This is a genomic window from Moraxella sp. DOX410, from assembly GCF_032248735.1.
Taxonomy (GTDB): Bacteria; Pseudomonadota; Gammaproteobacteria; order Pseudomonadales; family Moraxellaceae; genus Faucicola; species Faucicola tetraodonis.
On sequence record NZ_CP135138.1, the window covers coordinates 361,400 to 385,382 of the forward strand.

The window sequence follows — 23,983 nt, forward strand, 5'->3', positions numbered from 1 at the left end:
GTATGGGCATAAAAAACCGCGATTTTTTTACTCACAAGTATCAAAATCGCGGCGAATCTCACTGGTAATTATCAAAAAAATATACCGTTACCAATATAAAAATTCAATTTAACCTACGCTAGTGATTCTTACCCTAGCGATTATAAGTGTTTGTTGATAAGAGCAGTCAATTGGGCTTTTGGTTGCATACCCATAGTAGCATCCACTTTTTCACCGTTTTTGAACATAAATAAGGTAGGGATACTACGGATACCATATTGTGCAGCTAGGTTTGGATTTTGGTCAACGTCGATTTTAACAATTCGCGCTTTACCCTCATATTCTGAAGAAAGCTCGTCTAATACAGGGGCAATGGCTTTACATGGACCACACCAAGTTGCCCAAAAATCAACCAATACTGGGGTATCTGATTGTAGTACTGCTTTTTCAAAAGTACCTTCATCGGCATGAATAACTGAAGACATAGTAACTCCTACGTGTTGATGTTGTTAACTGTTAGGTTTTGGATTACGGTTAAGTAATGACCCAAACCCTTGTTTTTGCCCAGTGCTTGTTTTTGCCTAATAAAAAAATCTTAATATTGGATACAATCAAACAGTGATAGAAACAATGATAGGATAATGAAATCTATTAAACAGACACCCAAAGGCAAATTAATTTATAGTGATTATTATGATAGGGTCATCTTAGCATAACACAACCCCAAAACAGGGTATGGCTATGGTTAATTGTTTTGATAGTTATGATAAGAAACATTAATGGCATCTAACTAATCGTATCTAAATGATTGTAACGATAGAATTTTTTAGAAAATATTACAGTCAATTCTTTTTACCGATGGACAGGCATGGGAGGAGGCAAAAATGGCAGTTGCAATAAAATGGCTTTTACTCAAGGGTGAAAATGCGTAAAATGGTGTCTAATCGAATTATTGACTTTAACCGACACTAAGTGACATATGCCTGACTTACTTGCTAATAACGAACTTATGGCCGCCATTGATATTGGCTCAAATAGCTTTCATCTTGCCATCGCGCGGTTAGACCATGGGGAAGTACGAAAATTAGCATCAATGTCAGAAAAAGTGCAGCTTGCCGCTGGACTTGATGAAAACAACTATTTGTCGCTTGAGGCACAAAAACGCGGGCTGGATTGTTTGACCCGTTTTGTTGGAAGACTAGACGCTGTTTCCCCACAGCGGTTACGGATTGTGGCTACCAATGCCCTGCGCCAAGCCAAGAATGCGGATGAATTTATTCGACAAGCCAATTTAATTTTACCCAAACCCTTAGAAGTCATTGCTGGGCGAGAAGAAGCGCGTCTAATTTATTTGGGAGTTTCTCATACCAATGCCAGTACCGACAAACGCTTGGTGATTGATATTGGGGGTGGTTCGACGGAGTTTATTATTGGCAAAGGCTTTGACCCGATTTTGACCGAAAGCCTACAGATGGGCTGTGTTGCCTTTACCAAATCCTATTTTACTGACGGCGCTATCACCGAAAAAGCGTTTGAAAAAGCGATTGCTGCGGCGAGAAAAGAAGTGCTTGGTATTAGCCGTTTATACCAAAAAACGGGTTGGGACAGTGTCACGGGCTCAAGCGGCACGATTAAAGCGGTCAATCAAATTTTGCTGCAACTTGGGCTTGCCGATGAAAATGCTCGGGTGACCTACAGCGGTGTCAAAGAAATTCAAAAATTACTGATTAAAGCAAAACATATCGACAATATTGATTTTGCCGATATTAAAGACACTCGTAAAGCAGTGTTGCCGGCTGGTGTCGCCGTGCTGCTCGCAGCGATGAATGTTTTGGGCATTGATACCATCTCTTATTCAGATGGTGCGCTGCGTGAAGGTGTCATGTACGACATGCTCGGGCGTTTTGCCAGTGAAGATGTACGCGATCGCAGTGTACAAGCCTTGATGACGCGTTATTCGGTGGATAGAAAACAAGCAAAACGTGTGGTAGGTACCGCGCAGCAGCTGTTTGACCAAGTGAAAAACCGCTTGGGGCTTGATGAAGAAGACGCGGATTTACTTCGCCGTGGTGCCTATTTATACGAAATTGGTCTTGCCATCAGCCATAGTAGCTATCACAGGCACAGTGCCTATTTGCTGGAAAATTCGGATATTGATGGGTTCTCACAAGTCGATAAAACACGCTTGTCGCAGCTCGTGATGCACCATCGCCGTAAATTAAAACCGGATAGTTATGATGAAGTCAAAATGGTCGGCGGTGACAATCTGGTGTATTTAACCCTGATTTTACGCCTAGCGGTACTGGTGCATCACAGCCGTAGCAAACATGATACGCTACCGATTCAGCTAGCGGCTAAAGATAACCATACTTGGGAAGTTTCGGTAAATTTAGCGGATGATAACGCAAGTCTTGTGCTGTCAGATTTGCAAGATGAAATTGATATTTGGCAAAAGTGGGGCATGAGCTTATCCGTTACTACTTATGAGCCAGCTATTGCGTAAGCAAATGGCTAAGTAAATAGTTAAACAAACAGCTAAGTAAATAGCTAAGCAAATTTTTAAATTTTAAATAAAGTTAAGCGTTTAGATCTGTCATACGATATTGAGATGACAACAGTTGCAGTAAAACAAGGGAATAACGACAATGAGTGTTTGGGAAAAAGTACAGCTTGCACGTCATGTAAAACGACCACTATTTTTGGATTATGCCAATCAGCTGTTCACGGAATTTGATGTGCTGCAAGGGGATCGCGCGTATGCCGATGACAAAGCGATTTTGGGCGGGATGGCGATGTTTAACGACCAGCCTGTCATGCTGATTGGTCAACATCGCGGTCGCAGCACCCGTGAGCGTATTGAATACAATTTTGGTATGGCAAACCCAGAAGGCTACCGCAAAGTGGTTAGACTGGTGCAAATGGCAGAACGGTTTAAATTGCCGGTGTTTACTTTTATTGATACCCAAGGCGCATATCCTGGCGTAGGTGCAGAAGAGCGTGGTCAAGCCCAAGCGATTGCCCAAAGTATTGCGGTATTTTCATCATTGAATGTGCCTGTGATTGCCACGGTAATCGGTGAAGGGGGGTCAGGTGGTGCATTGGCGATCGGCGTCGCTGATCGTATCAATATGCTAGAAAACAGCATTTATTCCGTGATTTCGCCTGAAGGTTGTGCGTCGATTCTATGGAAAACGGCTGAAAAAGCGCCCCAAGCCAGTGAGGCGTTGAAACTCAGTGCGGTAAATTTAAAATCCCTTGGCTTGATTGATGAAGTCATCGCAGAAGGCGAGGGCGCACATATCAACAGCGATGTGGCTATGACCAACCTTAAAGCCACGCTGGAGCAACAGCTAGCGGCGCTTATAAAGCTGGATGAGCAAACGCGTCTGCAACAACGCTATGAAAAACTGATGAGCTTTAATTCTACGCTGTCCTTACCAAAAGCCTCTGCTTAATTGTCAGTGATTTAACCTATTTTAATGACCCATGGGCGTTTATTGAGGCGCCCATTATTTTATCTCATTTGTTTTATCTCACTTGTTTTATTTCCTGGTTTTTCTCTTGCCGCATGAGCTTGAGCACTATGCCGTCTATCCCTATGTCGTCTACCCTTATGTCACCTGTCCCCATGTCACCTGTTATTGAAGCGATTAAACAAAGTTATCAAACTCATATCAACCCGCACCCCAAGTCTACCACTAAAATTTATATTGCGTGCAGTGGCGGGCGAGACTCGATGGCATTACTGTTCGCCTGTCAGCAGCTACAACTACCGATTCATGTGATTCATATCAATCATAAATTGCAAAAAATCAGTGATGACTGGCAACAATTCGTAGAAGCCTATTGCCACAAGCACCACATCGACTATGACAGCGTTTGTATCGATTGGCAATCGCAGCAAGTTTATGCCGCCGATAGTACAATCAGCCAAGAACAACAAGCCAACGAACAACAAATCGGCACACAACAAGCAAATGAACAACAAGCCAGAACCGCCCGCTATCATGCCATCATACAGATTGCAGGCGAAAACGCCATTGTTGCCTTGGCGCATCACGCCAACGATCAGGTGGAAACCTTGTTGATGAACCTATGCCAAGGGACAGGGTTGGCAGGGCTTACAGGTATGACGGCATTTGGGGTGCAACACGAATTTGGCAAACCTATTTGGTTATGGCGTCCGTTGCTTGGGGTAACGCGTGATGAGATTAGCGACTTTATAGCAGCGCACCATCTCCCTCATGTCGATGATCCTACCAATTTTGGCGTAACTAATCAGCGCGCTTTTTTACGTAATCAGATTTTGCCACTCCTTGATGAGCGCTTTCATAAGGTAGTGCAAAATATCACCCGCACCCAGCAAAACCTAACCGAAGCGCATCACATAGTTGATGACCAATATCAACAAGATTTGGCGCTATGTCAGCGCTCAAATGGCTGGACAAGTCATCAGCAATGTTTGCATACCCCCAATCTAAAAGCATTGAGCCAAGCAAGACGCTTTAACCTATTGCATCATTGGGTCAAAGGCTCAGAAAAATTTGCCCCCACTCGGCAATTGATTGTACAAATTGAGCAGTTACTACAATCAGCGCAAACAGACCAGCAAGCGATTTTGCAGTGGCAGGGGATTGAGATTAGAAAATACCGCGATACGTTATACCGTCTTGATGCCGATTATGTGAAGGCGATTTATGGCAAGTCAGATAACAAGGTATTAGCCAATTTGGCTGACGATGTGGAAATATCGGTGGGGCTATCTCTAGAATTGGCGCTTGCTAGCAGAGCCGTGTTGCCCAATGAGTCTTTTCAATTATTGTCACAATCGTTTCACCAATCGTTTAAAAAACTTTGTCAACGATTTGATATTCCTAGCTGGGAGCGACAATTTGCCAAAGTGGTCATCATGAATGACGACGAAGAAAAGGTGCTCACGGCATCTCAAATACCAAAACAGTTCGCTTTATTATTTCCGAATATCAGTGTTTGGCTGGCAGATGCCCGTGAGCTGAATTTGGCTACCCAAGCAGCTTGTCCGTGGCACTTGGTTTGGATAGACAGTCTTGATAGTTAATGTCATTGATTTAAGACTATCATGGACTGAGACTATCATGGATTAAGGTTATCAAACCGCCATGAATCGCTTGAATTTGCGCTATATACACCAATTTACGCTGTAAATTTGTCATCAAAATTTGCAGTAGGTATGATAGACTTATTAGCGAATAATAGCGAGGGCGAACCCTTTAACTGCTTTCTTCTAACTGCTTTCGTCACCCCACAAAAAATGACTAAAAAGGACATCTATGGCAACCACAACTTCTCTTAACATCGCCTTTATTGGTGGCGGTAATATGGCATCGGCACTTATCGCAGGGCTATTAGCAAAAGGTCAGCCAAGTAGCCTACTGCATGTGGTTGAAACCGATGCCGAGAAGTTAGCGGATTTTCAAGCCAAAGGGTTGAATACCTACGATGCGAGCAATGTCGACAACACCAAACACGCCATCGAAAAAGCTGATGTGGTCGTGCTAGCCGTCAAACCGCAGGTCATTAAAGATGTACTACTGCCAGTCAAAGACAGCTGGGGCGAGCAAGTGGTTATTTCAATTGCCGCAGGGATTGCTACCGACAGCTTAGCCCAATGGTTGGGGCCGCAAGTCAAACTAGTGCGAGCGATGCCAAATACCCCTGCGATGATTCAAATGGGTGCCACAGGCCTGTACGCGAAAGCCGGGGTGAGCGAGGCGGAGCAGCAACTCGCGCAGCAAGTGATGTCCGCGGCAGGACTGGTGTTATGGGTAGATGACGAAGAGCTACTGCACGCCGTGACTGCTATCTCAGGGTCAGCGCCTGCGTATTTCTTTTATATGTTAGAAAACATGATTGCCACGGGTGAAAAATTGGGACTGACTCAAACCCAAGCCACGGCTTTGGCAATGCAAACGGCACTAGGCTCAGCGCAAATGGCATTGACCAGTCATGATACGCCAGCTGAGCTGCGTCGCAAAGTGACCTCGCCCAATGGGACTACCCAAGCAGCAATTGAAGTGATGGATGCAAAAAAAATGCATCAAATTATTGCCGATGCCATGCTAGCATGTGAGCAGCGCTCCCGTGAGCTCAGCCAAGCGTTTGGCAAATAACTCGATTTGGCTATAACATTGGCTACAACAGCAAATTTTAATTGACTATCTTAACGGCTTATCGTTAACAAGTGTGTAAGCAGCAAATAAGGATAAAAACAGGGCATGACTAATCTTTTGGCAGGGTTGTTTGATATCGTCGTCGCGGCGGCGATGATACTGGTTTTCTTTCGATTTATGCTGCAGTTTGCTGGCATTACTGCAAAGGATGCGTTTGCCAAACCCATTTATCGTATGACACGCATTGTCGATGTGTTTGGACGTATTTTCCCAACCCTTGGCGATGGCAGAATCAATACCGCAAGTTTGGTGTTGCTGTTTTTGCTGCGGATGATTTTTATTTGGGGCGTGCTTGGCATGATGCGCGTTGATAGCCAAAATATTGGGCTGTTTTATATGCCAGAGGTGAACTTAGCCATGGTTGATTATCTATCGCGGCATTTTTCACCTGTCATGATGTTTTTTGTGGCGGCCGTGACCTTGCTGATTGATTTTTTAAGAATGTGTCAGTACATCATTATTGGCTCGTTTATCGGGGGTTGGGTGATGCTTTTTACCCAAAAAATGCCAGCAATTTTTGGCCTGCTCACCCTGCTTAGTGAGCCAATTATTCAGCCATTTCGCAAAGTCTTACCTGCCACAGGTATGCTTGATTTAGCCCCTATGCTGGGTTTTTTCTTGATTATTTTGCTAGAAACCTTGGTGCAAACTGTAGGTGTTTATTTATTAACCCTATAGTCTTTTCCAAACGACGATTAAATAGTTAAGCTTTAAAGCAGTGGGCTAAACAGGCGAATAGCGTTGTCCAAGAATTTTGCCCCAAAGCTACGCTGCTGCCATCCATCGCGCTGTAATGGCTCACTTTGTTGCAGGTATTCATGCTGGCAAGTGAGCATTTGCTGGGTCATGGTACGATTATAAATCGCCATACTCACCTCCATATTCAGATAAAAACTGCGCATATCCATATTGACGGTACCAAATAAGCAATAATCGTCATCCACGCACAAAATCTTGGCATGTAGCAAGCCTGCATTGAACAAATAAATCTGCACCCCTGCTGACAACAGTGGCTCAAAATAAGCCTGTGAAGCAAACCGCACCAATAGCGAATCTACTTTTTTGGGTACATTTAAAATCACCTTGACCCCACGCTTGGCAGCGGTAGTGATAGCGAGCAGCAGCGCATCATCGGGCACAAAATAAGGCGTGGTAATAACCACTTGTTTTTTGGCGGCAAAAATCGCACACACCAAGGTTTCATAGATGACATGCCCTGTTAATTCTGGCGCCGATGGAATCAGCTGCAAACTGACTTGACTCACCGATGGGTAAGCTTGTAGGTTGCTTTGCAGCGGCAAAATGTTTAACAAGGGCGGCTGAGCGACACGCGTGTTAGCGTTTTGACCTACCCCGCGAGAATTAGTCACGTGTTGTAATTTGCGATGATGCAGCTTTGATGTGCCAATATACAGCGACTCGGTATAGAACGACTTGGTAAAGCGATTAACGATTTTTTTAAGGCCGGAAAAATTGGCGTTGGTTTCTGCGCTGATATCCGTGGTCGTGACAAGTGCCATGGCTTTCACCGAATTGACGTTATCATGACCTTCCACCCGTATCATGACATCAATCCATTTGCCCACATGCTCGTTTTGTTTGAAAAAATCGGGGTCGATTAAATTAAAACTTCCCGTATAGCCATAGCAGTTGTCAAAAATAGCCAGCTTACGATGATTGCGGATATCAATGCGTTTGACAATAGTTTTGAACAAACCCACGGGCAGCGACTCATGCACAAAAACATCAGCGTCTTTGAGTTTTTGCACCCACGAACTGCGAAAAAACGCATGACTGCCAACGCTATCAGCGAGCAAATGCACGGATACGCCGCGCTGGCTAGCCGCCATCAAAGCTTCTAATAACTCAATCACCCGGCCTTGTGGCGACACAATATAAAACTCTAGCAAAATCATCGTGTTTGCCGCACGGATATCGGCTAATAAACTGGCAAAAATATGGTCAGCGTCTGTCATCAGCGTCAGCGTATGATGGTCATACACGCCAAGCCCAGTTTTTAGTAGGGCGATATTGCTCAGTTGCCGTGCTTCGGTGTCTAAATTTTTGGAAATTTCATTAAAATCAATATGCTGAGCGTTGGCAAAGTCACGCAGTAATTTTTGCGCCATCAAACTGCGCTTACGATACTGATGCCCAATATTGATTTCACCAAATAACATATAACCGATGATGCCAACAACAGGTAGGGCAAACAACACCGCAATCCAAGCAATGGCCACGCTTTGGTGGCGCTGCTGTTGAATAACCCGCACCACTAGCCAAAGCGTAATGAGAAAATGGGCAATAACACCTAGCTGCCATAGCAACGTCTTGACAATCGACCACTCCAATAATAACCCCATACTAGCTTGCCTGACCTAGTATTGAGTTGTAATGAAAGCGCTTGGGAATTCTTTGACCATGAGGGTGGACAATGTCAGCGACTTTGAGCACGTGTTGTGTCCAAATATCTGCGCATTGTACCGCTGTCACAAGCTTATCACCTAGTGCCAAGCGACCTGCGATATAACTTGCCAGACTACAGCCCGAGCCATGATATTCACCCGCCAGTCTTGGCAAAATCGCTTGGTATGCCAGTCGGCAGGTTTGGTTGTCATTAATGTATAAATATTGCTCGATACCAGAGGCTTGGCTATCGTGAGACGTCTTGACTAGCACTGCTTTGGCACCTTGCTGGCACAAATCTTTGGCGGCGGCGTGTAGATTGTCGATGCCTGTCAAATCACGCAGTTCAATGCTGTTGGGGGTCATCAGGGTCGCAAAAGGGGTCAACTGGGCAAAGGCAGTCACCAAGGTGTCTTTGTCGCCTAACGCACCGCCACTGTTGGCCACCAGTACTGGGTCAAGCACATACGGCGTACCTGTTGCAATACTGCCATCGGTGAAAAGCTGCGCGAGCATCGCAATATTGTCAGTGGTGCCAAGCATCCCTGACTTGATGGCTTTGACAGGCAAATCATTGAGCACCGCCAGTGCTTGCGCCCTTACCAGCTCACTTGCGCATGCCTCAAATCCAAAAACTTGCTGTGAACTTTGAACGGTCACTGCGGTACACGCACTCGCTGCGTGACTCCCTGCTTGCCCAATCGACTCAATATCCGCTTGCAAGCCTGCACCACCTGAGGGATCTAACCCCGAAAAACACAATACAGTGGGGCGCAGTGTCATGCTGGGTACTAGAATAGGGGCAAGAGTAGCAGGGGTTGACATAAGATTCTCACAGGCTGGTTATCAATCCTTATAAGGATTAGTTAAATGGTTTTTTTAATCATTAATTTCAAACAGATTATCACATAACGACTGAGCCATAAACAGCCACTAGGTCATAGGCAGGCAGGGTGCCACTGCCAAGGTGCTGCAATTATTCTCACATAATTTTTTTAAAAAGTCTTGCAAATTTGGATTGGTTTGTTATAATGCCCACCCACAATACTTGAGGTTAATGGCGACATTGACTAAAATTATTGTGCGGTGTTATAGATAAGTAAGACCAATTCGGTGACGTGGGTGAGTGGCTGAAACCACAGCCCTGCTAAGGCTGCATACGGGAAACTGTATCGAGGGTTCGAATCCCTCCGTCACCGCCATTTATTGAATCAAAATTAGTTTTAAAATTATTTAAAATAAAGTTTGACAAAATAAATATTCTAACTTATAATAGCGCCCACTTCAAACGAAGACATTAGTTAAGCGCTTGTAGCTCAGTTGGATAGAGCATCAGGCTACGAACTTGAGGGTCGGGGGTTCGACTCCCTCCAAGCGCACCACTAATTACTCTGTTAAAATTAATCGCCACTCTTTGAGTTTAGGCGATTTTTTTTATGTCTTATTTTTTTATGCCTCATATTACTCGGCGGGTTATTTTGCCGTTCCGTTTTTTTCACCACTGCCTCACTATTGCCTAAGGCATTTTCATCCCATTTATGTTGATCTGAGTTATGTTTATCCCAGTTATGTTTATCTAAGCCATGCGCTGATGGGTCTCGAGTGTGCGTTTGAGTCATAGCCTTTTGGTTGTATTTAGGCTACAATTTCGCTACCACTACCATCATTAGCTTGCCATACCTATGCCTAAGACCAAAACCCCAATGTTAAAAACAGCTGAGACCAACAACCAGCCGCAATCCTTACCATCAGCGCCATTGCCAGAACAACAACCCGTGATGGCAAGAGCGGCTACTCGGCTGATTGCTATGCTATATGATGGTATGTTGATTTTGGCGATGCTATTTTTTGTGCAGATGCTGCTGATTGTATTGGGGACTAAACTGCTAGGTTTGGCAGGGACGGATATGAAGCAAGCGGCGACATTACCGCTATGGTATCGAAATATTGTGCAAATCCCTGCGTTCGTGATTATCTTGGTCGGGTTTTATGGGGTATTTTGGCGTAAGGCAGGGCAGACGCTTGGCATGCAGACTTGGCGGCTTAAAACCATGAACCGTGATGGCTCATTGCTGAGTTGGCGGCAATCGATGATGCGGATATTAGCCGCGTGTTTATTACCCGTGGTCTGCGGGATGATAGGCTATCTCATCCACCAGTCGGTGGGTGCGCTGTATTTTAGTATGTTTATCGGGCTATTGTTTAATTATTGGTTTGCATGGGTCAATAAGCAAGGCTTGGCGCTGCATGATTTGCTATCAAACACCGTGACCATGAAAATGCCAAAAATTAACCACGAAGGCTTGTTTGCTGGGTTTAGAAAGAAATAATTACTTGTCTCTCGCCCACAACCAGTCCGCTAAATCGAGCAAATAGTTATCATCGCCAAATTCAGCAATCACCGCATTTTTAGCGGCATCAAATAAGCTTTGCGCGTAGGTTTTGGCAGCTTCCACGCCCAGTAGTTTGACATAAGTGGATTTATCCAATTTCTCATCACTACCCGCGGGTTTGCCAAGCTGCTCGGTGTCGGCAGTCACATCCAAAATATCATCTTGTACTTGAAAAGCCAACCCAATCTGCTCGGCAAAGCTACTGAGTGCTTGCCGCTCGCTGTCAGTTGCGTTGGCACAGATGGCACCCATCAATACTGACGCTTCAATGAGCGCGCCTGTTTTGTCACGGTGGATAGCTTCAAGCTCAGTTTGGCTAAGCTGTTGGTGTTCGCCATTTAAATCCAGCATTTGCCCCATGACCATCCGCCGGGCTCGCGGCGCAAACGTGGCAGAAAGCGGAGTAGCAAACTCACTGTTTTCACCAAAATATGTATGGGTCAGGGCTTCAAATGCCAAGGTCTGTAGCACGTCACCGGCAAGCATGGCAGCGGCTTCACCATAGGCGATATGGGTAGTAGGACGACCTCGGCGCAGCGCATCATCATCCATACAAGGCAAGTCATCATGCACTAGCGAATAGCCGTGTAGACACTCCACCGCCATCATGGCACGGCGCACGTCATTAGACAATGGATGGGATGGGTGGGCAAGACTGTTGTTGGTTCTTACTGTGGCAAAAGTTGCTGCAACCAGTAAAGGACGTACCCGTTTGCCGCCATTGGTCATCGCGTATAGGCTTGCTTCATGCAGCGGTGAGGGTAACTTGCAGACTTGGAGGTAGGCTGTGATATCCGATTCTAGTTGGTCAATGACTTGGCGCGAAAAAGCAGTAAATTCCATAATCAATTCTTTTGTATGTGTTAAAATTTTGAGCAATAAAAAAGCTGCCCCCATTAAGGTTGAGCAGCCTTTTTGTAAAATGGCGCAACAAGTTTAACCCATTAGTCTAGGAAATTAAAGCTATCTAAATCCATCGCCATTAACTCGCTTGGTGCCAACATGCTCTCTGAGTGACCTGAGGCGCGTGGCAATAGTTTTTCAAAATAGAACTCAGCGGTTTTGATTTTGGCTTCATAGAATTCTTTGGTTTCGCTGCCGCCATTTTTGAGTTTGTCGTACGCTACTGCTGCCATACGTGCCCAGTGATAGCCCATGATGACATAGCCTGAGTACATTAAGTAATCATCGGATGCCGCTGAGACGATTTCACGGTCTTTACGAGCCGTGAGCATAATACGTGTGGTGAGGGTATTCCACTCTGCACAGTATTTGGTCAATTCCCAAACGAATTTACGCATCCCTTTATCTAATGCATATTCACTACACCATTTCATGATATTGGCGGTGTAATCAAGTAGCACCTTGCCTTTGGATTGGATTAACACTTTACGACCTAGTAGGTCAAGCGCTTGTACGCCTGTGGTGCCTTCATACAAGGTTGAGATACGTGCATCACGGGCGATTTGTTCCATGCCCCATTCTTTGATATAGCCATGACCACCGTAGATTTGCATACCATGTTTGGCACATTCAATGCTTAGTTCAGTTAAGAAGCCTTTGAGTATTGGGGTATAAAAGCCCAATTTATCATCCCATTTGTGGAACTCAGCATCGTCACCGAGCATCGCGCCTTCAAACATTTTATCAGCATAGCGTGATGCGTGATAAATCATTGAGCGCGCCCCTTCTGAGAAGGCTTTTTGGGTGAGTAGCATGCGCGCAACATCGGCATGATGGATAATCGCATCAGCCACTTGGTTTGGCTCTTTGGTACCTGATAGGGTACGCATTGAGCGGCGTTCTTTGGCGTAAGGCAATGAGTTTTGGAAAGCCAATTCCATATGCGCTAAGCCTTCCATGCCTGTGCCTAGGCGAGCAGTATTCATAAAGGTAAACATGGCTTTTAAGCCTTTATTTGGCTCACCGATTAGATAGCCTGTGGCATTATCAAAGTTGAGTACTGCAGTTGCTGAAGCTTTGATACCCATTTTGTGCTCAATTGAGCCACAGTTAACGGGATTGCGCTCACCAATGTCGCCGTTTTCTGTGACCAAGAATTTTGGCACGATAAATAACGAAATACCCTTGGTACCTTCAGGCGCATCGGGTAGGCGTGCTAAAACGATATGCACGATATTTTCTGTCAGGTCATGTTCACCGGATGAAATAAAGATTTTGGTACCACTAATCTTATAAGTACCATCGTCTTGTGGGATGGCTTTGGTTTTAACTTGACCCAAGTCGGTACCACATTGTGGCTCAGTCAAACACATGGTGCCCGACCAACGACCTTCTACCAAGCCTGGCATATAAGTGGCTTTTTGCTCAGGGGTGCCGTATTGCATGATGGTATTCATACAGCCTACCGACAGTCCTGGATACATGGAAAATGCCCAGTTTGCTGTGCCCATCATTTCACTTTTGATGAGGTTGACTGACATTGGCATATTCAAGCCACCAAATTCTTCAGGAAACGGTATGGCTTGGTACCCAGCTTCAACGAACATATCATAAGCTTCTTTAAAGCCTTTTGGCGTGGTGACAACACCCTTGTCAAAATGGCAGCCTTCAGCATCGCCTGATTGGTATAGTGGCATCAACACATTGCTACAATAATCCGCAAAACTGTCAAGCATCATATCCACGGTTTCCGGATCGGCATTTTCACCAGATTTTAAGGTTTTGTAGTGTTCGGGGTAATTAAATACTTCATTGGTTAAAAAGCGAATATCACGCAGGGGGGCTTTATATGATAATGGCATACGCTGAAATCCTTTTAATAGGCTATTAACTAAGATAGAAAATGAAAGGTAAAAATAAGTCTGCTCAGTATAAAGGTATTTGCCACTAAAAGCTTCAAATCATAATAAATATTCATAAATAATACCAATTATCATAAAATTATTTTATGATTTTGTAGTGCAAAGCTTCGCATGGACAAGAATGCAACAATTACCAACTACCTTAAACTTACTCGTTTTATTTAAACTTTACCAAAGATATTAAACCACCAAACGTATTGAAAAATCATTTGTGAGCCACTCTTGCCAAATATTCCCAACCCATCTCCCAACCAATCTCCTAGTCCATCGCTAGCTGATACGTCGACACTGCCAGCCAATCAACCTGCACCGACATCACTCAACAAACGCGAGCGCGGCGCCGTACTGTGGTCAATTATCAAAAAATTATCCGTTTTTGCAAAACCTTATCATTCATTAATCATGGCGACGTTGCTGCTCACGGTGGTTGGTTCATTTGCCGCGCAGGTCAATGCTTTTGTACTGCGTTACACGGTCGATCATTTGACCGAGATTCTCAAACTCAGCGAGCCGTGGCAGGAAGGTGCAAAACTGCTCACGACTATCAGCATCGTGCTACTGCTCAAAGAACTGTTGTACGCGGCAATCAGCTTTGGACAGCGCTATTTTGGTGAAAAAATCCGTATTAATTTGTCCCGGGATTTATCGCAAAAAGTCGTGGCGCGTATTTTAAGTTACCGCATGGGGTTTTATACCCACCCTGATAACGACAGTGGTAAGCTGCAGACGCGCATTGATTTGGGTGTCAGTAGTCTGACCCGCTTGGTGCAAAACTTTTTTATTGATATGTTGCCGTTATTTGCCAATGCGATTGTAGCGCTGGTAGTGATGTTTAGTGCCAATGTGTGGGTGGGGCTGGTAGGGCTGGTGATTGTGCCGATTTATTTTTATATCAGTCAAAAACAAGCCACGCGCTTGCAAGGCTTTCGTCGGCAGATGCGCCACTATCGGGAGAGCAAAAGCGAGCAAATCATTTCGCTCATTAACGCTATTACCGTGATCAAATCCTTTGTCCGCGAACCGATTGAAGCGCAAAAACATTTTGCCATTCAAAAAGAGATGACCGATAACCAACTCAAAACGCGCGGTATTGGCTTTGGCTATGATGCACTCAAAAGCTTTATCGAGCAGATTGGTGTGGTGGCGATTATTATTTTAACCGCGTATTTTGTGCTTGATGGGCAGATGACCATTGGCATGATTATGTTTCATGTGCTGTTATTTCAAAACGTGGCATCGCCGATTCGCCAGTTGCATCGTATCTATGATGAGGTCAATGATGCGCTGACTTATGCCGAAGGGTTTTTTGATATCTTAGAAGATGATAGCCAAATCGAAGTGGTAGGCGGTGTCAATCCTGCGACGGTGCAGGGTGATATCGAACTTCAGCAGGTGGATTTTGTCTATCCCAACGGCAACCAAGCCCTGCAGGATGTCAGCTTTCGCATTCGGCGCAACCGAATTACTGCATTGGTCGGGTTGAGTGGCGCAGGTAAAAGCACCATTATCAATCTGTTGGTAAAATTTTATCAGCCCACGCAGGGGCGAATTTTGCTCGATGGCAAGGATTTGCAAGACTATGATACCCATGAACTACGCCAACAAATCGGTTTGGTGTTGCAAAAAAACCATATTTTTGGCGGGACTATTGAAGAAAATATTCGTTATGGCGATTTAACTGCCAGCCAAGCCCAGATTGAGCAAGCAGCAATACAAGCCTCTATTCATGAACAAATCACCCAGCTGCCCAAAGGCTACCAAAGCGAAGCCAAATCCTTGTCAGGTGGACAGCAGCAGCGTATTGCACTGGCACGTATGTTTCTCAAAAATCCGCCAATTGTCTTTTTGGACGAGCCGACCGCAAGTCTAGATGCCATTGCCAGCCAGCAAATCAAGCGCAGTTTGGATTTAATCAAACAAAACCGCACGGTGATTATCGTGTCGCACAATATCGCGCAGATTATTGACGCTGATGATTTGGTGGTCATCGAGCAAGGGCGCGTGGTGGAGACAGGCACGCATGATGAACTCTATCGCAAGCAAGGCAAATACTATGAGATTTTTAATGCCATGTCCGATAGTTTAAATCTTGATAAAATCACCCAAACGTTAGAGAGCCATTAATTTAGGGCTCATCATGCAGGCTTAGCCTGCGTACTGGTAGTTCTAAGCGGATTAACGCCGTAACCCTGCTGACTTAAATTTATGCTACCATAACTGTTTTGTCATATTTACCCAACTTCACCCAACAAGTTAGTCAATACTCATGGAATCTCAAGTCTTAAAAATATTTTTGGCACTGGTGGTACTGGTCAATCCATTTGCCGCGTTATCGTTATTTATTGATATCACCAAAGACGCCAATCGACAACAAACTCGCAAAGTTGCACTGATTTCAGCCATTACCGTGTTTGTGACCATTGCGATATTTTCGTTGGCAGGCGAGCCTATTTTAAAGTTGCTGGGGATTTCGCTTGGGTCATTTCGTATCGCAGGCGGTATCTTGGTATTGATTATTGCCATTGGCATGATGAATGGTGCTGGCAATGTTGCCAAACCGCATGTCGGCAAATCAGGGGATTTAAATGGCGTGGCGTTTCAAGGGGCGGCATCTGCCGTAGTGCCGTTGACGATTCCGATGGTGATTGGTCCGGGTGGGATTTCTACCGTGATTATTTATGCCGCGAGCGGGCATAGTTATTTTAATATGCTAGCGATTATCACCGCAGGTTTGATTATTAGTATTATTACTTATCTAAGCTTTATGGCAGCGGGGCAGGTGAGTCGTTTTTTAGGTGATACCGGGCTTAATGTGCTCAATCGTATCATGGGGATGCTACTTGCAGCCGTTGCGGTAGAGATTTTTGTTGGCGGCTTAAAAAGTATATTTCCGCAATTGTTGTAAGTTCAATGTTTCAAGCTACATGGTTCGCTAAATAATTTATCACAGCAACCCTCAAGCATTAAGCATTGTAGTGGCTGTGTTAATATCATAAATTATGCTTGATTTTTACCGTGAAAGTCGCCATTTTAATAATCATGCAATATGCCAAAACCTGTTAATAAGCTATCAACAAGCTTTTAAAAAAATGCAAGCGTTAAACCATGCTTACGTTGATTAAAGCGATAAGACAGGTTGACTAACAAGTTGCTTAGCCTAGTTCATAAGCTTAGTTCATAAGATAGCTACTAAGGTAGTAACCAAAGTAGTCACTGGGGCGGATAAAAGATTGAGGAGCGACAATGCAAAAAGATATAAAATCAGATTACCAAAGCCTAATGCAAGCGGCAAAGGATACCAAAGCAGAAGCGATGATGCTAGAGTTTGTCGAGCAAGATGATGGCAAGATGGTACTACGTACCTCGAATGACGAGTCAGAAGACTTGGTAAGCATTGAATTTTCTGACAAAGTGAAAGAGCTGTTGGGGGATGATACCCAGTTGATTGGTCAAAGCATGATTCATGCTGCCATTCAAACCTTAATGCAAAAGCAGCTCTCGCAGTGGCATGCCAATGTGTATGACGAAGAACCCGTGCATTATAGCTAACGCTTAAAACCTATTTATTGATTTGTTGAACCCATAAGACTAAAGACTTATGGGTTTTTTTATGCTTAGATTTTTTATTTGTGGGCAAATCCTTTATAATTAGCCATAATTTTTCTTCTGTGTTTCACTTATCAAAAAGAGCCGCCACCATGCCTATGCAAACCGCCAATTTTTATACCATCAATCATTCTAATTATCCTGTCAAAACCATTGGGGTTTTAGGTGGCGGACAGCTGGGTATGATGTTGGCGCAAGCGGCGTTGCCACTGGGCATTCGCTGCGTGTTTTTGGAAGATAGTGCCAATTGCCCCGCACGCTTACTGGGCAAAGTGTTTAGTAGCGAGCAATTTGAAGATTTTGCCCAAAGCTGCGATATTTTTACCTTAGAATTTGAAAACACCCCGCTCAAACCTGCCCAGTTTTTGGAATCCACCAAAACCTTGTACCCATCGTCATTTGCGCTATCAGTGGCACAAGATCGGTTAAATGAAAAAAACTTGTTTAATCAATTAGATATCGCCACCGTGCCTTTTATGGCAGTGCATAGCAAAGCCGATATCCAAGCCGCTGCCGCCAAATTGGGGCTACCCTTGGTGCTCAAAACCACACGCGGGGGCTATGATGGCAAAGGGCAGTTTGTGGTCAAATCCGCTGACCAAATCGACACCGCGTGGGCAGAGCTTGGTGACGCAACCAAAACAGCGCCGCTCATTGCCGAAGGCTTTATTCACTTTGAGCGCGAAGTATCTATTATTGCAGTGCGCGCCCAAAACGGTGAAATCCGCTATTATCCGCTCGTGCAAAATGAACATAGCAATGGTATTTTAGCCAAATCAACCGCACCTGCGCCCAATGTTGATAACCTCACGGAGCAAGCCCAAAGTAATATCAAAAAATTGCTCGAGCACCTAAACTATGTGGGCGTGTTGACGTTAGAATTATTTGTGACTTCTGAAGGCGGCGCTGAAAAATTGCTAGCCAATGAAATTGCACCTCGCGTGCACAACTCAGGGCACTGGAGTATTGAAGGCGCGGTAACCAGTCAATTTGAGAATCACATGCGTGCGGTGGCAGGGTTGCCATTGGGAGACACAGCCATCGTCAAACCCTCTGTCATGCTGAACGTCATCGGAGAGTACCCAAAACTGGACGAAGTCCTAGCCATCGCTGGCGTGCATGTGCACAATTATGATAAAGAAGAACGCGAAGGTCGAAAAATCGCTCATATCACTGTCATGCCGAGCGATAGCAGTCAACTGGATAACACGGTCGCGCAAGTGGTTGCAAAATTACCCAATAAATTGTCTGACTAAAGCCATGTAACTAAAGCTATGTGTCAGCAAACACACCGCAATCATCCGTGAGGTTGCGCATAGTCAAATCAAACGGGGGTTAAAGTTTGATATTACCCAATTTCTCCTCATCAATTTGCAGCTCGTTGGCAACTTCACTCACCGTTTGGCGATTGGCGCGGTCAAGATAAGTTTGGGCTTTATCGACTTCTTGGGTTAGTACGTTGACTGTTTGTTGCATATTACCCAATGCTTTGACTTTGAAGTCGTCAATCGCGTCCATAGTTTCATAGATATGGTTAAAGGCTTTTTGCAGTTTTTCCATATCTACTGAGCTACTACTGGCTTGCTCGTGTACCTGTGCGGTTTGGCGTTTTAATAGCACTGAGGTTGATTCAATCAAACTACTTGTGGTCGAATTTAACGCATTGATTTGGTCGAGCACCAGTTTTTGACTACTCAGCGCTTGTGACACCATCACCGCAGTACGCAGCGCAGCAACCGTTGTCGTCGTGGCACGGTCAACACCTTTGATAAGCTCTAAGTTGTTTTTGCGAATCATATCAAGCGCCAAATACCCTTGGATGTTCACCGCCAGTTGGGTCAAAAAATCCATGTTTTTTTGGCGGAGATAAAACAGCAATTCTTCTTTGACTACGCGTGCTTTTTCAGGGTCAGTGGCTTCAAGCTCACCGATTTTTTGCTCTAGACGTTCATCAATTTTTTGACCGACATAAATATATTGACGGAGCGACTGCATCAGTGCCCACATATTGACCTTTTCTTGCTCAATGCTGGCATTGTCTTTCATCAGTTCATCTTTGCCGTGATACAGGCTTTCGATGATGGCATTGATATGGTTTTGCGAAGATTGGTATTTACGAAAATAATCTTGTACGGATTTGCCCATTGGGATGATGCCCAAAAATTTGCGTGGACTTGACAGCGAACCTTGTCGGCTTGGATCTAGGTCTTCGACCACGCTGCGTAGCTCAGTCAAGGATTTGGCAATCGGGGAGTTGTCAAATAAGGCTTTATCCATGCTTTTGGCAGGACGATCAAGCATGCGATTTGCAATCTGCGCGGAAGCGCGAATTTCGGCACTACCTAGCTGATGAATGGCTTTGACTTTCTCATCGAATACAGACGTGTTGACAGGGGTTTGTAATACATGCATCACAAAATCGTTCACTTTGGCATCAAGTTCAGGCACTTTGGTTAGGTCAAGTTTGACCAGTTGGTCGGCTTCGTCTTGTGGCACAACGGCAACGGGTTGCGGCGCTTCAAGGGTGATGACAGGGCTGGTTTCTGGCGGGGTGAGTTCTGGCATGATATATCCTTGAGTTGTCTATATTGGTATTTGTATATTAACTTGCCTTTTAGTTTGTCTTGGTATTTTAGCGGTTTGAGCTAACGCTAGTTTGATTATCTTGGTGAATTATTTCATTTGTTGTTCTATTTGGGTAATCATTTTTTCCATGCGCGTTTGACGAATGATTTTTTTATGATGCTACGTCAGTGTGACAGCGTAACAAAAAATTTTTCAATCACATGTTAAAAAATAAAAGCCCAACAGTTAGTTGGGCTTTTATTTTTTCAAAATTCTTGGTAATAGAATATATTATTGTACCCGTGATAGGTATTCGCCAGTGCGGGTATCGACTTTGATTTTTTCGCCTTGTTGGACAAATAATGGCACACGTACTACCGCGCCTGTTTCAAGAGTTGCAGGTTTACCGCCGCCACCTGATGTATCGCCTTTTAGACCTGGGTCAGTTTCGGTAATCACTAACTCAACAAAGTTTGGCGCAGCAACGCTTAAAGGCACGCCATTGAATAGGGTAATGGTACATTCTTCGTTGCTATTTTCTTTTAACCATTTCGCCGCATCGCCCATCGCGTTTTTGTCGGCTTGTAGCTGCTCAAAGCTTTCTGGGTGCATAAAGTGCCAGAATTCACCATCGTTGTATAGGTAGTTCATTTCAGTATCAACAACGTCAGCGCCTTCAAGACTATCGCCAGATTTAAAGGTGTTTTCTAATACTTTACCCGTTTTTAGGTTACGCATTTTGACGCGGTTGAATGCTTGACCTTTACCTGGTTTAACATATTCATTTTCTAAAATTGCAAATGGATTGCCTTCATGCATGACTTTTAAGCCAGCTTTAAATTCATTGGTTGAGTAAGTTGCCATAAAATTTCCTAATAAGGTGTTGCGACTAAAAAATAACCGAGGTAAATCAAATCTTTGTATAATAGCCAATTTGCTAAAAACGCGCTGCCTACGGGGTAACCCTATCAGCGACAGGCGTTATCAGCAAGCGGCATTGACAATTGGATAAACAGTATATGATAAACTATTTGGCGACACAAAAAAACTGGCAAAATGCGTTTTCTGATACCATCACGAGCTTTGCTGAATTGGCGCAAGCGTTAGATTTGCCGATAGATAGTTTTGACAGTCAGGTCGGTCAATTTCCCCTAAGAGTGCCACGTCGCTTTGTGCAAAAAATGGGGAAAGGCGATATCCATGACCCATTGCTTAAGCAAGTGTTGCCGACGTTTCAAGAAACGGTACAAGTCACCGGCTTTGTCACCGACCCACTCGATGAACAACACGCCAATCCGGTCAAAGGCATCATTCATAAATACGCATCACGTGTGCTGATTCCTGTCACCGGGGCTTGCGTGGTCAATTGTCGCTATTGTTTTCGCCAGCACTTTGACTACCACGAGAATCTACCGACCCACAATGATTGGCAAGCCATCAGTGCCTACATCACAGCGCACCCCGCGGTTAATGAGGTGATTTTAAGCGGCGGCGACCCGTTATCGCTGAGCAACCGTCGTTTATTGGAGATTTTCACCACCCTTGAAGCACTACCCCAAGTGCAGACCATTCGTATCCATACCCGCGTACCTGTGATGATTCCTGAACGCTTAGATGAGCCGTTACTTGCGCGATTTTCCAACAGCCGCTGTCACATCGTCATGGTCATTCATGCCAATCACCCCAATGAAATCGACCAAGAAACGCAAATATTTTTGGGTAAGGCAAAAAAAGCGGGTGTTACGTTACTTAACCAAACCGTGCTACTCAAGTCGATTAATGACGATGCAAATACGCTTGCAAGCTTGAATGAAAAATTATGGCAAGCGGGCGTATTACCCTATTATTTACATGTGCTTGATAAAGTTGCCGGGGCGAGCCACTTCTATATTTCAGATGAGCAAGCAGTCGCTCTGTACTGGGAATTACTCGCCAAATGTGCCGGCTACTTGGTGCCAAAGTTGGTACGAGAGTTGCCTAATAAGCCATTTAAAACGCCCGTTGACTTGTATAACCACTAACATATTTTGAAACACAACAACTAAAATAAAAGATTATCTGTTACTTATCTGATAAATAGTACAATTATCTTAAATATCTAGCTAAAACCTGGCTTTTGTGTTACTTATTGTTGTTAAATAAGTCGAAAAATGTTGTGCATTTTGGTGCAAAAAAATGGTTACGGATCTCACACTAGACGATTTCTTACAGCGCATAAACGATATACCGACCAGTCCTATTGAACTCAAAGTTACCCAGGATTCGTTGCAGGATACGACCGATTGGCAGATACAATTTAATCGTATGTCGGCGTGTGAGATGTATGACGAATATAAATTCGTGATAAACCAGTTGATGTTTGCCGATATTGACGATGTCAAACGCTTTGCATTATTTGATGAGGTTAATAAAGCCGTCAGCGTATTACTTGGCAAATTGCGGGTGAATTACCAAACCCAGCCGGGGATTTTGGATGAAGAAAAACAGCAAGGCTTAGATACCGTGCTATCAGTGCTTTATCTAGGCATCATGTTTTACCATGTCATCTGGCAACGGGCAGCGGCTCGACCTGAAGTGGCTGAGAAAAAAGGCATCATTAGCCTATTTCGCCAAACACCTCAATCACTTACCTCCACTCAAGTCATTCAGCGCTCCCTCTACAGTACCATGCTATTACTGCGCCAATCGCTGTTTGAAAAATATATCGGCTATCGTAAAGATACACAGGTGATTTGGCAATATCTGAATGCCTGCTATCGATTTGCGGTCACTAATGATTGGCAGTCTATCTCCTTGCCAATCAAACTGCATTCTGCCAATGAGTATAACAAACAAGGTGCACCGCTATCGATTGAGGAAATATATTTTCATTGCTTGACGGTAGCGGTTACCAATCCGTATGCTTGTCGGCGTGCGGATATTGTAGCCATACAAAAAGTAAGTACCCAGTGGATTGAAGCGCTAATAATTAGCAAAGACTTGCTAGAAAAACCTTACCTGTATATTGATTTAGAAGGTAAGCAGCCGCCCAAACTGCTAGAAATCGATGGTACATTCAATCCCTTTGCAGCAGCCAGCAATTGCCTGTTTGTCATGTTTAGCCGGTTGTTTAAACACTTACATCAAACCATCAGCCAAGGTCAAAACAGTAGCGATGCTGAGATAAAAAACAGCGCGCGTCAGGCCAAATTGGTATTGAATAATATCCAAGATGGGTTAAAACCAGCGGCACACTATCATCAGAACCATTCAAAATGTGAAGTGGTACTTGGATTTAATAATATCCATTACATGCTTGCGAATAAAACCAGTTTGGGCAATCTCATTCATGCCAATGAGTTGCCTGAGCGGTTAAAACCCAAAACTCAACATACTGAGTATCTTAAAAAATCTACCGTTGTGGAGCTGAACAAAGAAAATCCCCAATCCATGTGCCTGTCGCATGTGTTTAGCTATGCCAATCAACTCGTTGACCCATATCCAAGCAGCAGCCGTGGCGATAGCTATCATCCGCTGAGGCAATTGCAAGTCAATTGCTTAATTGCGCTGCGAAAGGTTAATGGCGCAAAAACTTGGCAGCTCGGCTACATCAAAGACAACCGTCAAGGTTTTATCGATACGCCAACCGGTCAACCCACCAACAAGACCTACTTAGAAATTGAGGCACAAGTACAAGTGCATTGTCAAAATGCCATTCCCTGTGGCGTGCGCTTTCAAAATGCGGGTGGCCGTCAGCCACATTTTGTTGCGGCATTTATTATCCCTAGCGATCCAAACAACGCTGATACCCAGCCCCGTTTGCTGATGGCACGCTTTGGCTACCAAGTGGCAGACAAGCTAGTGGTGCGTATTGAGAGCAAGGAAATTAACGTGCGTCTGACTGAGCTACTTGATATGACTGATGATATCGAAGAATACGCTTTTGTAAGAATTCCGTAAACTTCTAACCGCTAAGAAATGGTAACAAAATCTGCCATTTTAACTCTAACCTATTAAAAAT

Annotated in this window: 19 protein-coding genes and 2 tRNA genes; 14 read left to right on the plus strand and 7 right to left on the minus strand. The window is 44.4% G+C overall.

Annotated elements, in window-relative coordinates:
• Nucleotides 1-140: 140 nt before the first annotated feature.
• Entirely contained in the window at nucleotides 141-464 is a 324-nt protein-coding gene (gene trxA, locus RNZ41_RS01650) for a thioredoxin (RefSeq protein ID WP_036589854.1), read from the minus strand.
• A gap of 494 nt (nucleotides 465-958) precedes the next feature.
• Here trxA and RNZ41_RS01655 point away from each other — a divergent pair, with 494 nt between their 5' ends.
• The 5 genes from RNZ41_RS01655 (at nucleotide 959) to RNZ41_RS01675 (ending at nucleotide 6,866) form a co-directional block, all read left to right on the plus strand.
• The gene (locus RNZ41_RS01655; protein ID WP_314027408.1) at nucleotides 959-2,482 is read left to right on the plus strand and encodes a Ppx/GppA phosphatase family protein; all 1,524 of its coding nucleotides are present in this window, start codon (nucleotides 959-961) and stop codon (nucleotides 2,480-2,482) included.
• A gap of 142 nt (nucleotides 2,483-2,624) precedes the next feature.
• Nucleotides 2,625-3,434: an acetyl-CoA carboxylase carboxyltransferase subunit alpha gene (locus RNZ41_RS01660; protein WP_314027409.1), complete on the plus strand. Its 810-nt coding sequence runs from the start codon at nucleotides 2,625-2,627 to the stop codon at nucleotides 3,432-3,434.
• A gap of 143 nt (nucleotides 3,435-3,577) precedes the next feature.
• Nucleotides 3,578-5,056, plus strand: a complete 1,479-nt coding sequence (tilS, locus tag RNZ41_RS01665) for a tRNA lysidine(34) synthetase TilS (RefSeq protein WP_314027410.1) — start codon at nucleotides 3,578-3,580, stop codon at nucleotides 5,054-5,056.
• A 232-nt stretch (nucleotides 5,057-5,288) separates the two neighbouring features.
• Nucleotides 5,289-6,128, plus strand: a complete 840-nt coding sequence (proC, locus tag RNZ41_RS01670; RefSeq protein WP_314027411.1) for a pyrroline-5-carboxylate reductase — start codon at nucleotides 5,289-5,291, stop codon at nucleotides 6,126-6,128.
• 105 nt (nucleotides 6,129-6,233) lie between these two features.
• Nucleotides 6,234-6,866 (plus strand): YggT family protein, encoded by a 633-nt coding sequence (locus tag RNZ41_RS01675; protein WP_100285136.1) that lies wholly within the window; start codon nucleotides 6,234-6,236, stop codon nucleotides 6,864-6,866.
• A 32-nt stretch (nucleotides 6,867-6,898) separates the two neighbouring features.
• Here the strand turns inward: RNZ41_RS01675 and RNZ41_RS01680 are convergent, their stop codons facing one another.
• Together RNZ41_RS01680 and RNZ41_RS01685 are read right to left on the minus strand one after the other, a co-directional pair.
• Nucleotides 6,899-8,551, minus strand: coding sequence for a phospholipase D-like domain-containing protein (locus RNZ41_RS01680; protein ID WP_314027412.1), 1,653 nt, complete (start codon nucleotides 8,549-8,551; stop codon nucleotides 6,899-6,901).
• 1 nt (nucleotide 8,552) lies between these two features.
• On the minus strand, nucleotides 8,553-9,371 hold the full coding sequence (locus RNZ41_RS01685; protein WP_314027801.1) for a hydroxymethylpyrimidine/phosphomethylpyrimidine kinase: 819 nt from the start codon (nucleotides 9,369-9,371) through the stop codon (nucleotides 8,553-8,555).
• 335 nt (nucleotides 9,372-9,706) lie between these two features.
• On the opposite strand from RNZ41_RS01685, the gene RNZ41_RS01690 reads away from it, so the two are divergent.
• The 3 genes from RNZ41_RS01690 to RNZ41_RS01700 all read left to right on the plus strand — a co-directional run bounded on the left by RNZ41_RS01690 (nucleotide 9,707) and on the right by RNZ41_RS01700 (nucleotide 10,924).
• A tRNA-Ser gene (locus RNZ41_RS01690) sits at nucleotides 9,707-9,796 on the plus strand.
• A gap of 103 nt (nucleotides 9,797-9,899) precedes the next feature.
• Nucleotides 9,900-9,976, plus strand: a tRNA-Arg gene (locus RNZ41_RS01695).
• A gap of 321 nt (nucleotides 9,977-10,297) precedes the next feature.
• Complete coding sequence (locus RNZ41_RS01700; RefSeq protein ID WP_314027413.1) at nucleotides 10,298-10,924, plus strand: RDD family protein; 627 nt, start codon at nucleotides 10,298-10,300, stop codon at nucleotides 10,922-10,924.
• On the opposite strand, the gene RNZ41_RS01705 is transcribed toward RNZ41_RS01700, so the two are convergent.
• Complete coding sequence (locus RNZ41_RS01705) at nucleotides 10,925-11,830, minus strand: polyprenyl synthetase family protein (protein WP_314027414.1); 906 nt, start codon at nucleotides 11,828-11,830, stop codon at nucleotides 10,925-10,927.
• Nucleotides 11,831-11,931: 101 nt separating this feature from the next.
• A complete protein-coding gene (locus RNZ41_RS01710) occupies nucleotides 11,932-13,752 on the minus strand; it encodes an acyl-CoA dehydrogenase C-terminal domain-containing protein (RefSeq protein ID WP_314027415.1) in 1,821 nt (606 codons plus the stop codon).
• A gap of 405 nt (nucleotides 13,753-14,157) precedes the next feature.
• Between RNZ41_RS01710 and RNZ41_RS01715 the strand changes: the two genes are divergently transcribed.
• The 4 genes from RNZ41_RS01715 to RNZ41_RS01730 all read left to right on the plus strand — a co-directional run bounded on the left by RNZ41_RS01715 (nucleotide 14,158) and on the right by RNZ41_RS01730 (nucleotide 18,674).
• Nucleotides 14,158-15,936, plus strand: coding sequence for an ABC transporter ATP-binding protein (locus RNZ41_RS01715; protein ID WP_314027802.1), 1,779 nt, complete (start codon nucleotides 14,158-14,160; stop codon nucleotides 15,934-15,936).
• A gap of 142 nt (nucleotides 15,937-16,078) precedes the next feature.
• On the plus strand, nucleotides 16,079-16,717 hold the full coding sequence (locus RNZ41_RS01720; RefSeq protein ID WP_314027416.1) for a MarC family protein: 639 nt from the start codon (nucleotides 16,079-16,081) through the stop codon (nucleotides 16,715-16,717).
• Between the two features lie 338 nt (nucleotides 16,718-17,055).
• A complete protein-coding gene (locus RNZ41_RS01725) occupies nucleotides 17,056-17,361 on the plus strand; it encodes a hypothetical protein (protein ID WP_203172351.1) in 306 nt (101 codons plus the stop codon).
• Nucleotides 17,362-17,516: 155 nt separating this feature from the next.
• Nucleotides 17,517-18,674 carry a 5-(carboxyamino)imidazole ribonucleotide synthase gene (locus RNZ41_RS01730; RefSeq protein ID WP_201666348.1) on the plus strand — a complete coding sequence of 386 codons (1,158 nt, stop codon included), beginning with the start codon at nucleotides 17,517-17,519 and terminating at the stop codon, nucleotides 18,672-18,674.
• Nucleotides 18,675-18,753: 79 nt separating this feature from the next.
• On the opposite strand, the gene RNZ41_RS01735 is transcribed toward RNZ41_RS01730, so the two are convergent.
• Complete coding sequence (locus RNZ41_RS01735; protein WP_314027417.1) at nucleotides 18,754-19,983, minus strand: toxic anion resistance protein; 1,230 nt, start codon at nucleotides 19,981-19,983, stop codon at nucleotides 18,754-18,756.
• 291 nt (nucleotides 19,984-20,274) lie between these two features.
• Nucleotides 20,275-20,847, minus strand: coding sequence for an elongation factor P (gene efp, locus RNZ41_RS01740; RefSeq protein ID WP_007117135.1), 573 nt, complete (start codon nucleotides 20,845-20,847; stop codon nucleotides 20,275-20,277).
• A 155-nt stretch (nucleotides 20,848-21,002) separates the two neighbouring features.
• Here efp and epmB point away from each other — a divergent pair, with 155 nt between their 5' ends.
• Together epmB and RNZ41_RS01750 are read left to right on the plus strand one after the other, a co-directional pair.
• Nucleotides 21,003-22,004 (plus strand): EF-P beta-lysylation protein EpmB, encoded by a 1,002-nt coding sequence (epmB, locus tag RNZ41_RS01745; protein ID WP_314027418.1) that lies wholly within the window; start codon nucleotides 21,003-21,005, stop codon nucleotides 22,002-22,004.
• 154 nt (nucleotides 22,005-22,158) lie between these two features.
• Nucleotides 22,159-23,922: a hypothetical protein gene (locus tag RNZ41_RS01750; protein WP_040404136.1), complete on the plus strand. Its 1,764-nt coding sequence runs from the start codon at nucleotides 22,159-22,161 to the stop codon at nucleotides 23,920-23,922.
• Nucleotides 23,923-23,983 lie beyond the last annotated feature (61 nt).

What these genes read in the sequence shown, in the direction of transcription:
- trxA (WP_036589854.1), bottom strand. Translation starts at nt 464, where the DNA reads ATGTCTTCAGTTATTCATGCCGATGAAGGTACTTTTGAAAAAGCAGTA.
- RNZ41_RS01655 (WP_314027408.1), top strand. Translation starts at nt 959, where the DNA reads ATGCCTGACTTACTTGCTAATAACGAACTTATGGCCGCCATTGATATT.
- RNZ41_RS01660 (WP_314027409.1), top strand. Translation starts at nt 2,625, where the DNA reads ATGAGTGTTTGGGAAAAAGTACAGCTTGCACGTCATGTAAAACGACCA.
- tilS (WP_314027410.1), top strand. Translation starts at nt 3,578, where the DNA reads ATGTCGTCTACCCTTATGTCACCTGTCCCCATGTCACCTGTTATTGAA.
- proC (WP_314027411.1), top strand. Translation starts at nt 5,289, where the DNA reads ATGGCAACCACAACTTCTCTTAACATCGCCTTTATTGGTGGCGGTAAT.
- RNZ41_RS01675 (WP_100285136.1), top strand. Translation starts at nt 6,234, where the DNA reads ATGACTAATCTTTTGGCAGGGTTGTTTGATATCGTCGTCGCGGCGGCG.
- RNZ41_RS01680 (WP_314027412.1), bottom strand. Translation starts at nt 8,551, where the DNA reads ATGGGGTTATTATTGGAGTGGTCGATTGTCAAGACGTTGCTATGGCAG.
- RNZ41_RS01700 (WP_314027413.1), top strand. Translation starts at nt 10,298, where the DNA reads ATGTTAAAAACAGCTGAGACCAACAACCAGCCGCAATCCTTACCATCA.
- RNZ41_RS01705 (WP_314027414.1), bottom strand. Translation starts at nt 11,830, where the DNA reads ATGGAATTTACTGCTTTTTCGCGCCAAGTCATTGACCAACTAGAATCG.
- RNZ41_RS01710 (WP_314027415.1), bottom strand. Translation starts at nt 13,752, where the DNA reads ATGCCATTATCATATAAAGCCCCCCTGCGTGATATTCGCTTTTTAACC.
- RNZ41_RS01720 (WP_314027416.1), top strand. Translation starts at nt 16,079, where the DNA reads ATGGAATCTCAAGTCTTAAAAATATTTTTGGCACTGGTGGTACTGGTC.
- RNZ41_RS01725 (WP_203172351.1), top strand. Translation starts at nt 17,056, where the DNA reads ATGCAAAAAGATATAAAATCAGATTACCAAAGCCTAATGCAAGCGGCA.
- RNZ41_RS01730 (WP_201666348.1), top strand. Translation starts at nt 17,517, where the DNA reads ATGCAAACCGCCAATTTTTATACCATCAATCATTCTAATTATCCTGTC.
- RNZ41_RS01735 (WP_314027417.1), bottom strand. Translation starts at nt 19,983, where the DNA reads ATGCCAGAACTCACCCCGCCAGAAACCAGCCCTGTCATCACCCTTGAA.
- efp (WP_007117135.1), bottom strand. Translation starts at nt 20,847, where the DNA reads ATGGCAACTTACTCAACCAATGAATTTAAAGCTGGCTTAAAAGTCATG.
- epmB (WP_314027418.1), top strand. Translation starts at nt 21,003, where the DNA reads ATGATAAACTATTTGGCGACACAAAAAAACTGGCAAAATGCGTTTTCT.
- RNZ41_RS01750 (WP_040404136.1), top strand. Translation starts at nt 22,159, where the DNA reads ATGGTTACGGATCTCACACTAGACGATTTCTTACAGCGCATAAACGAT.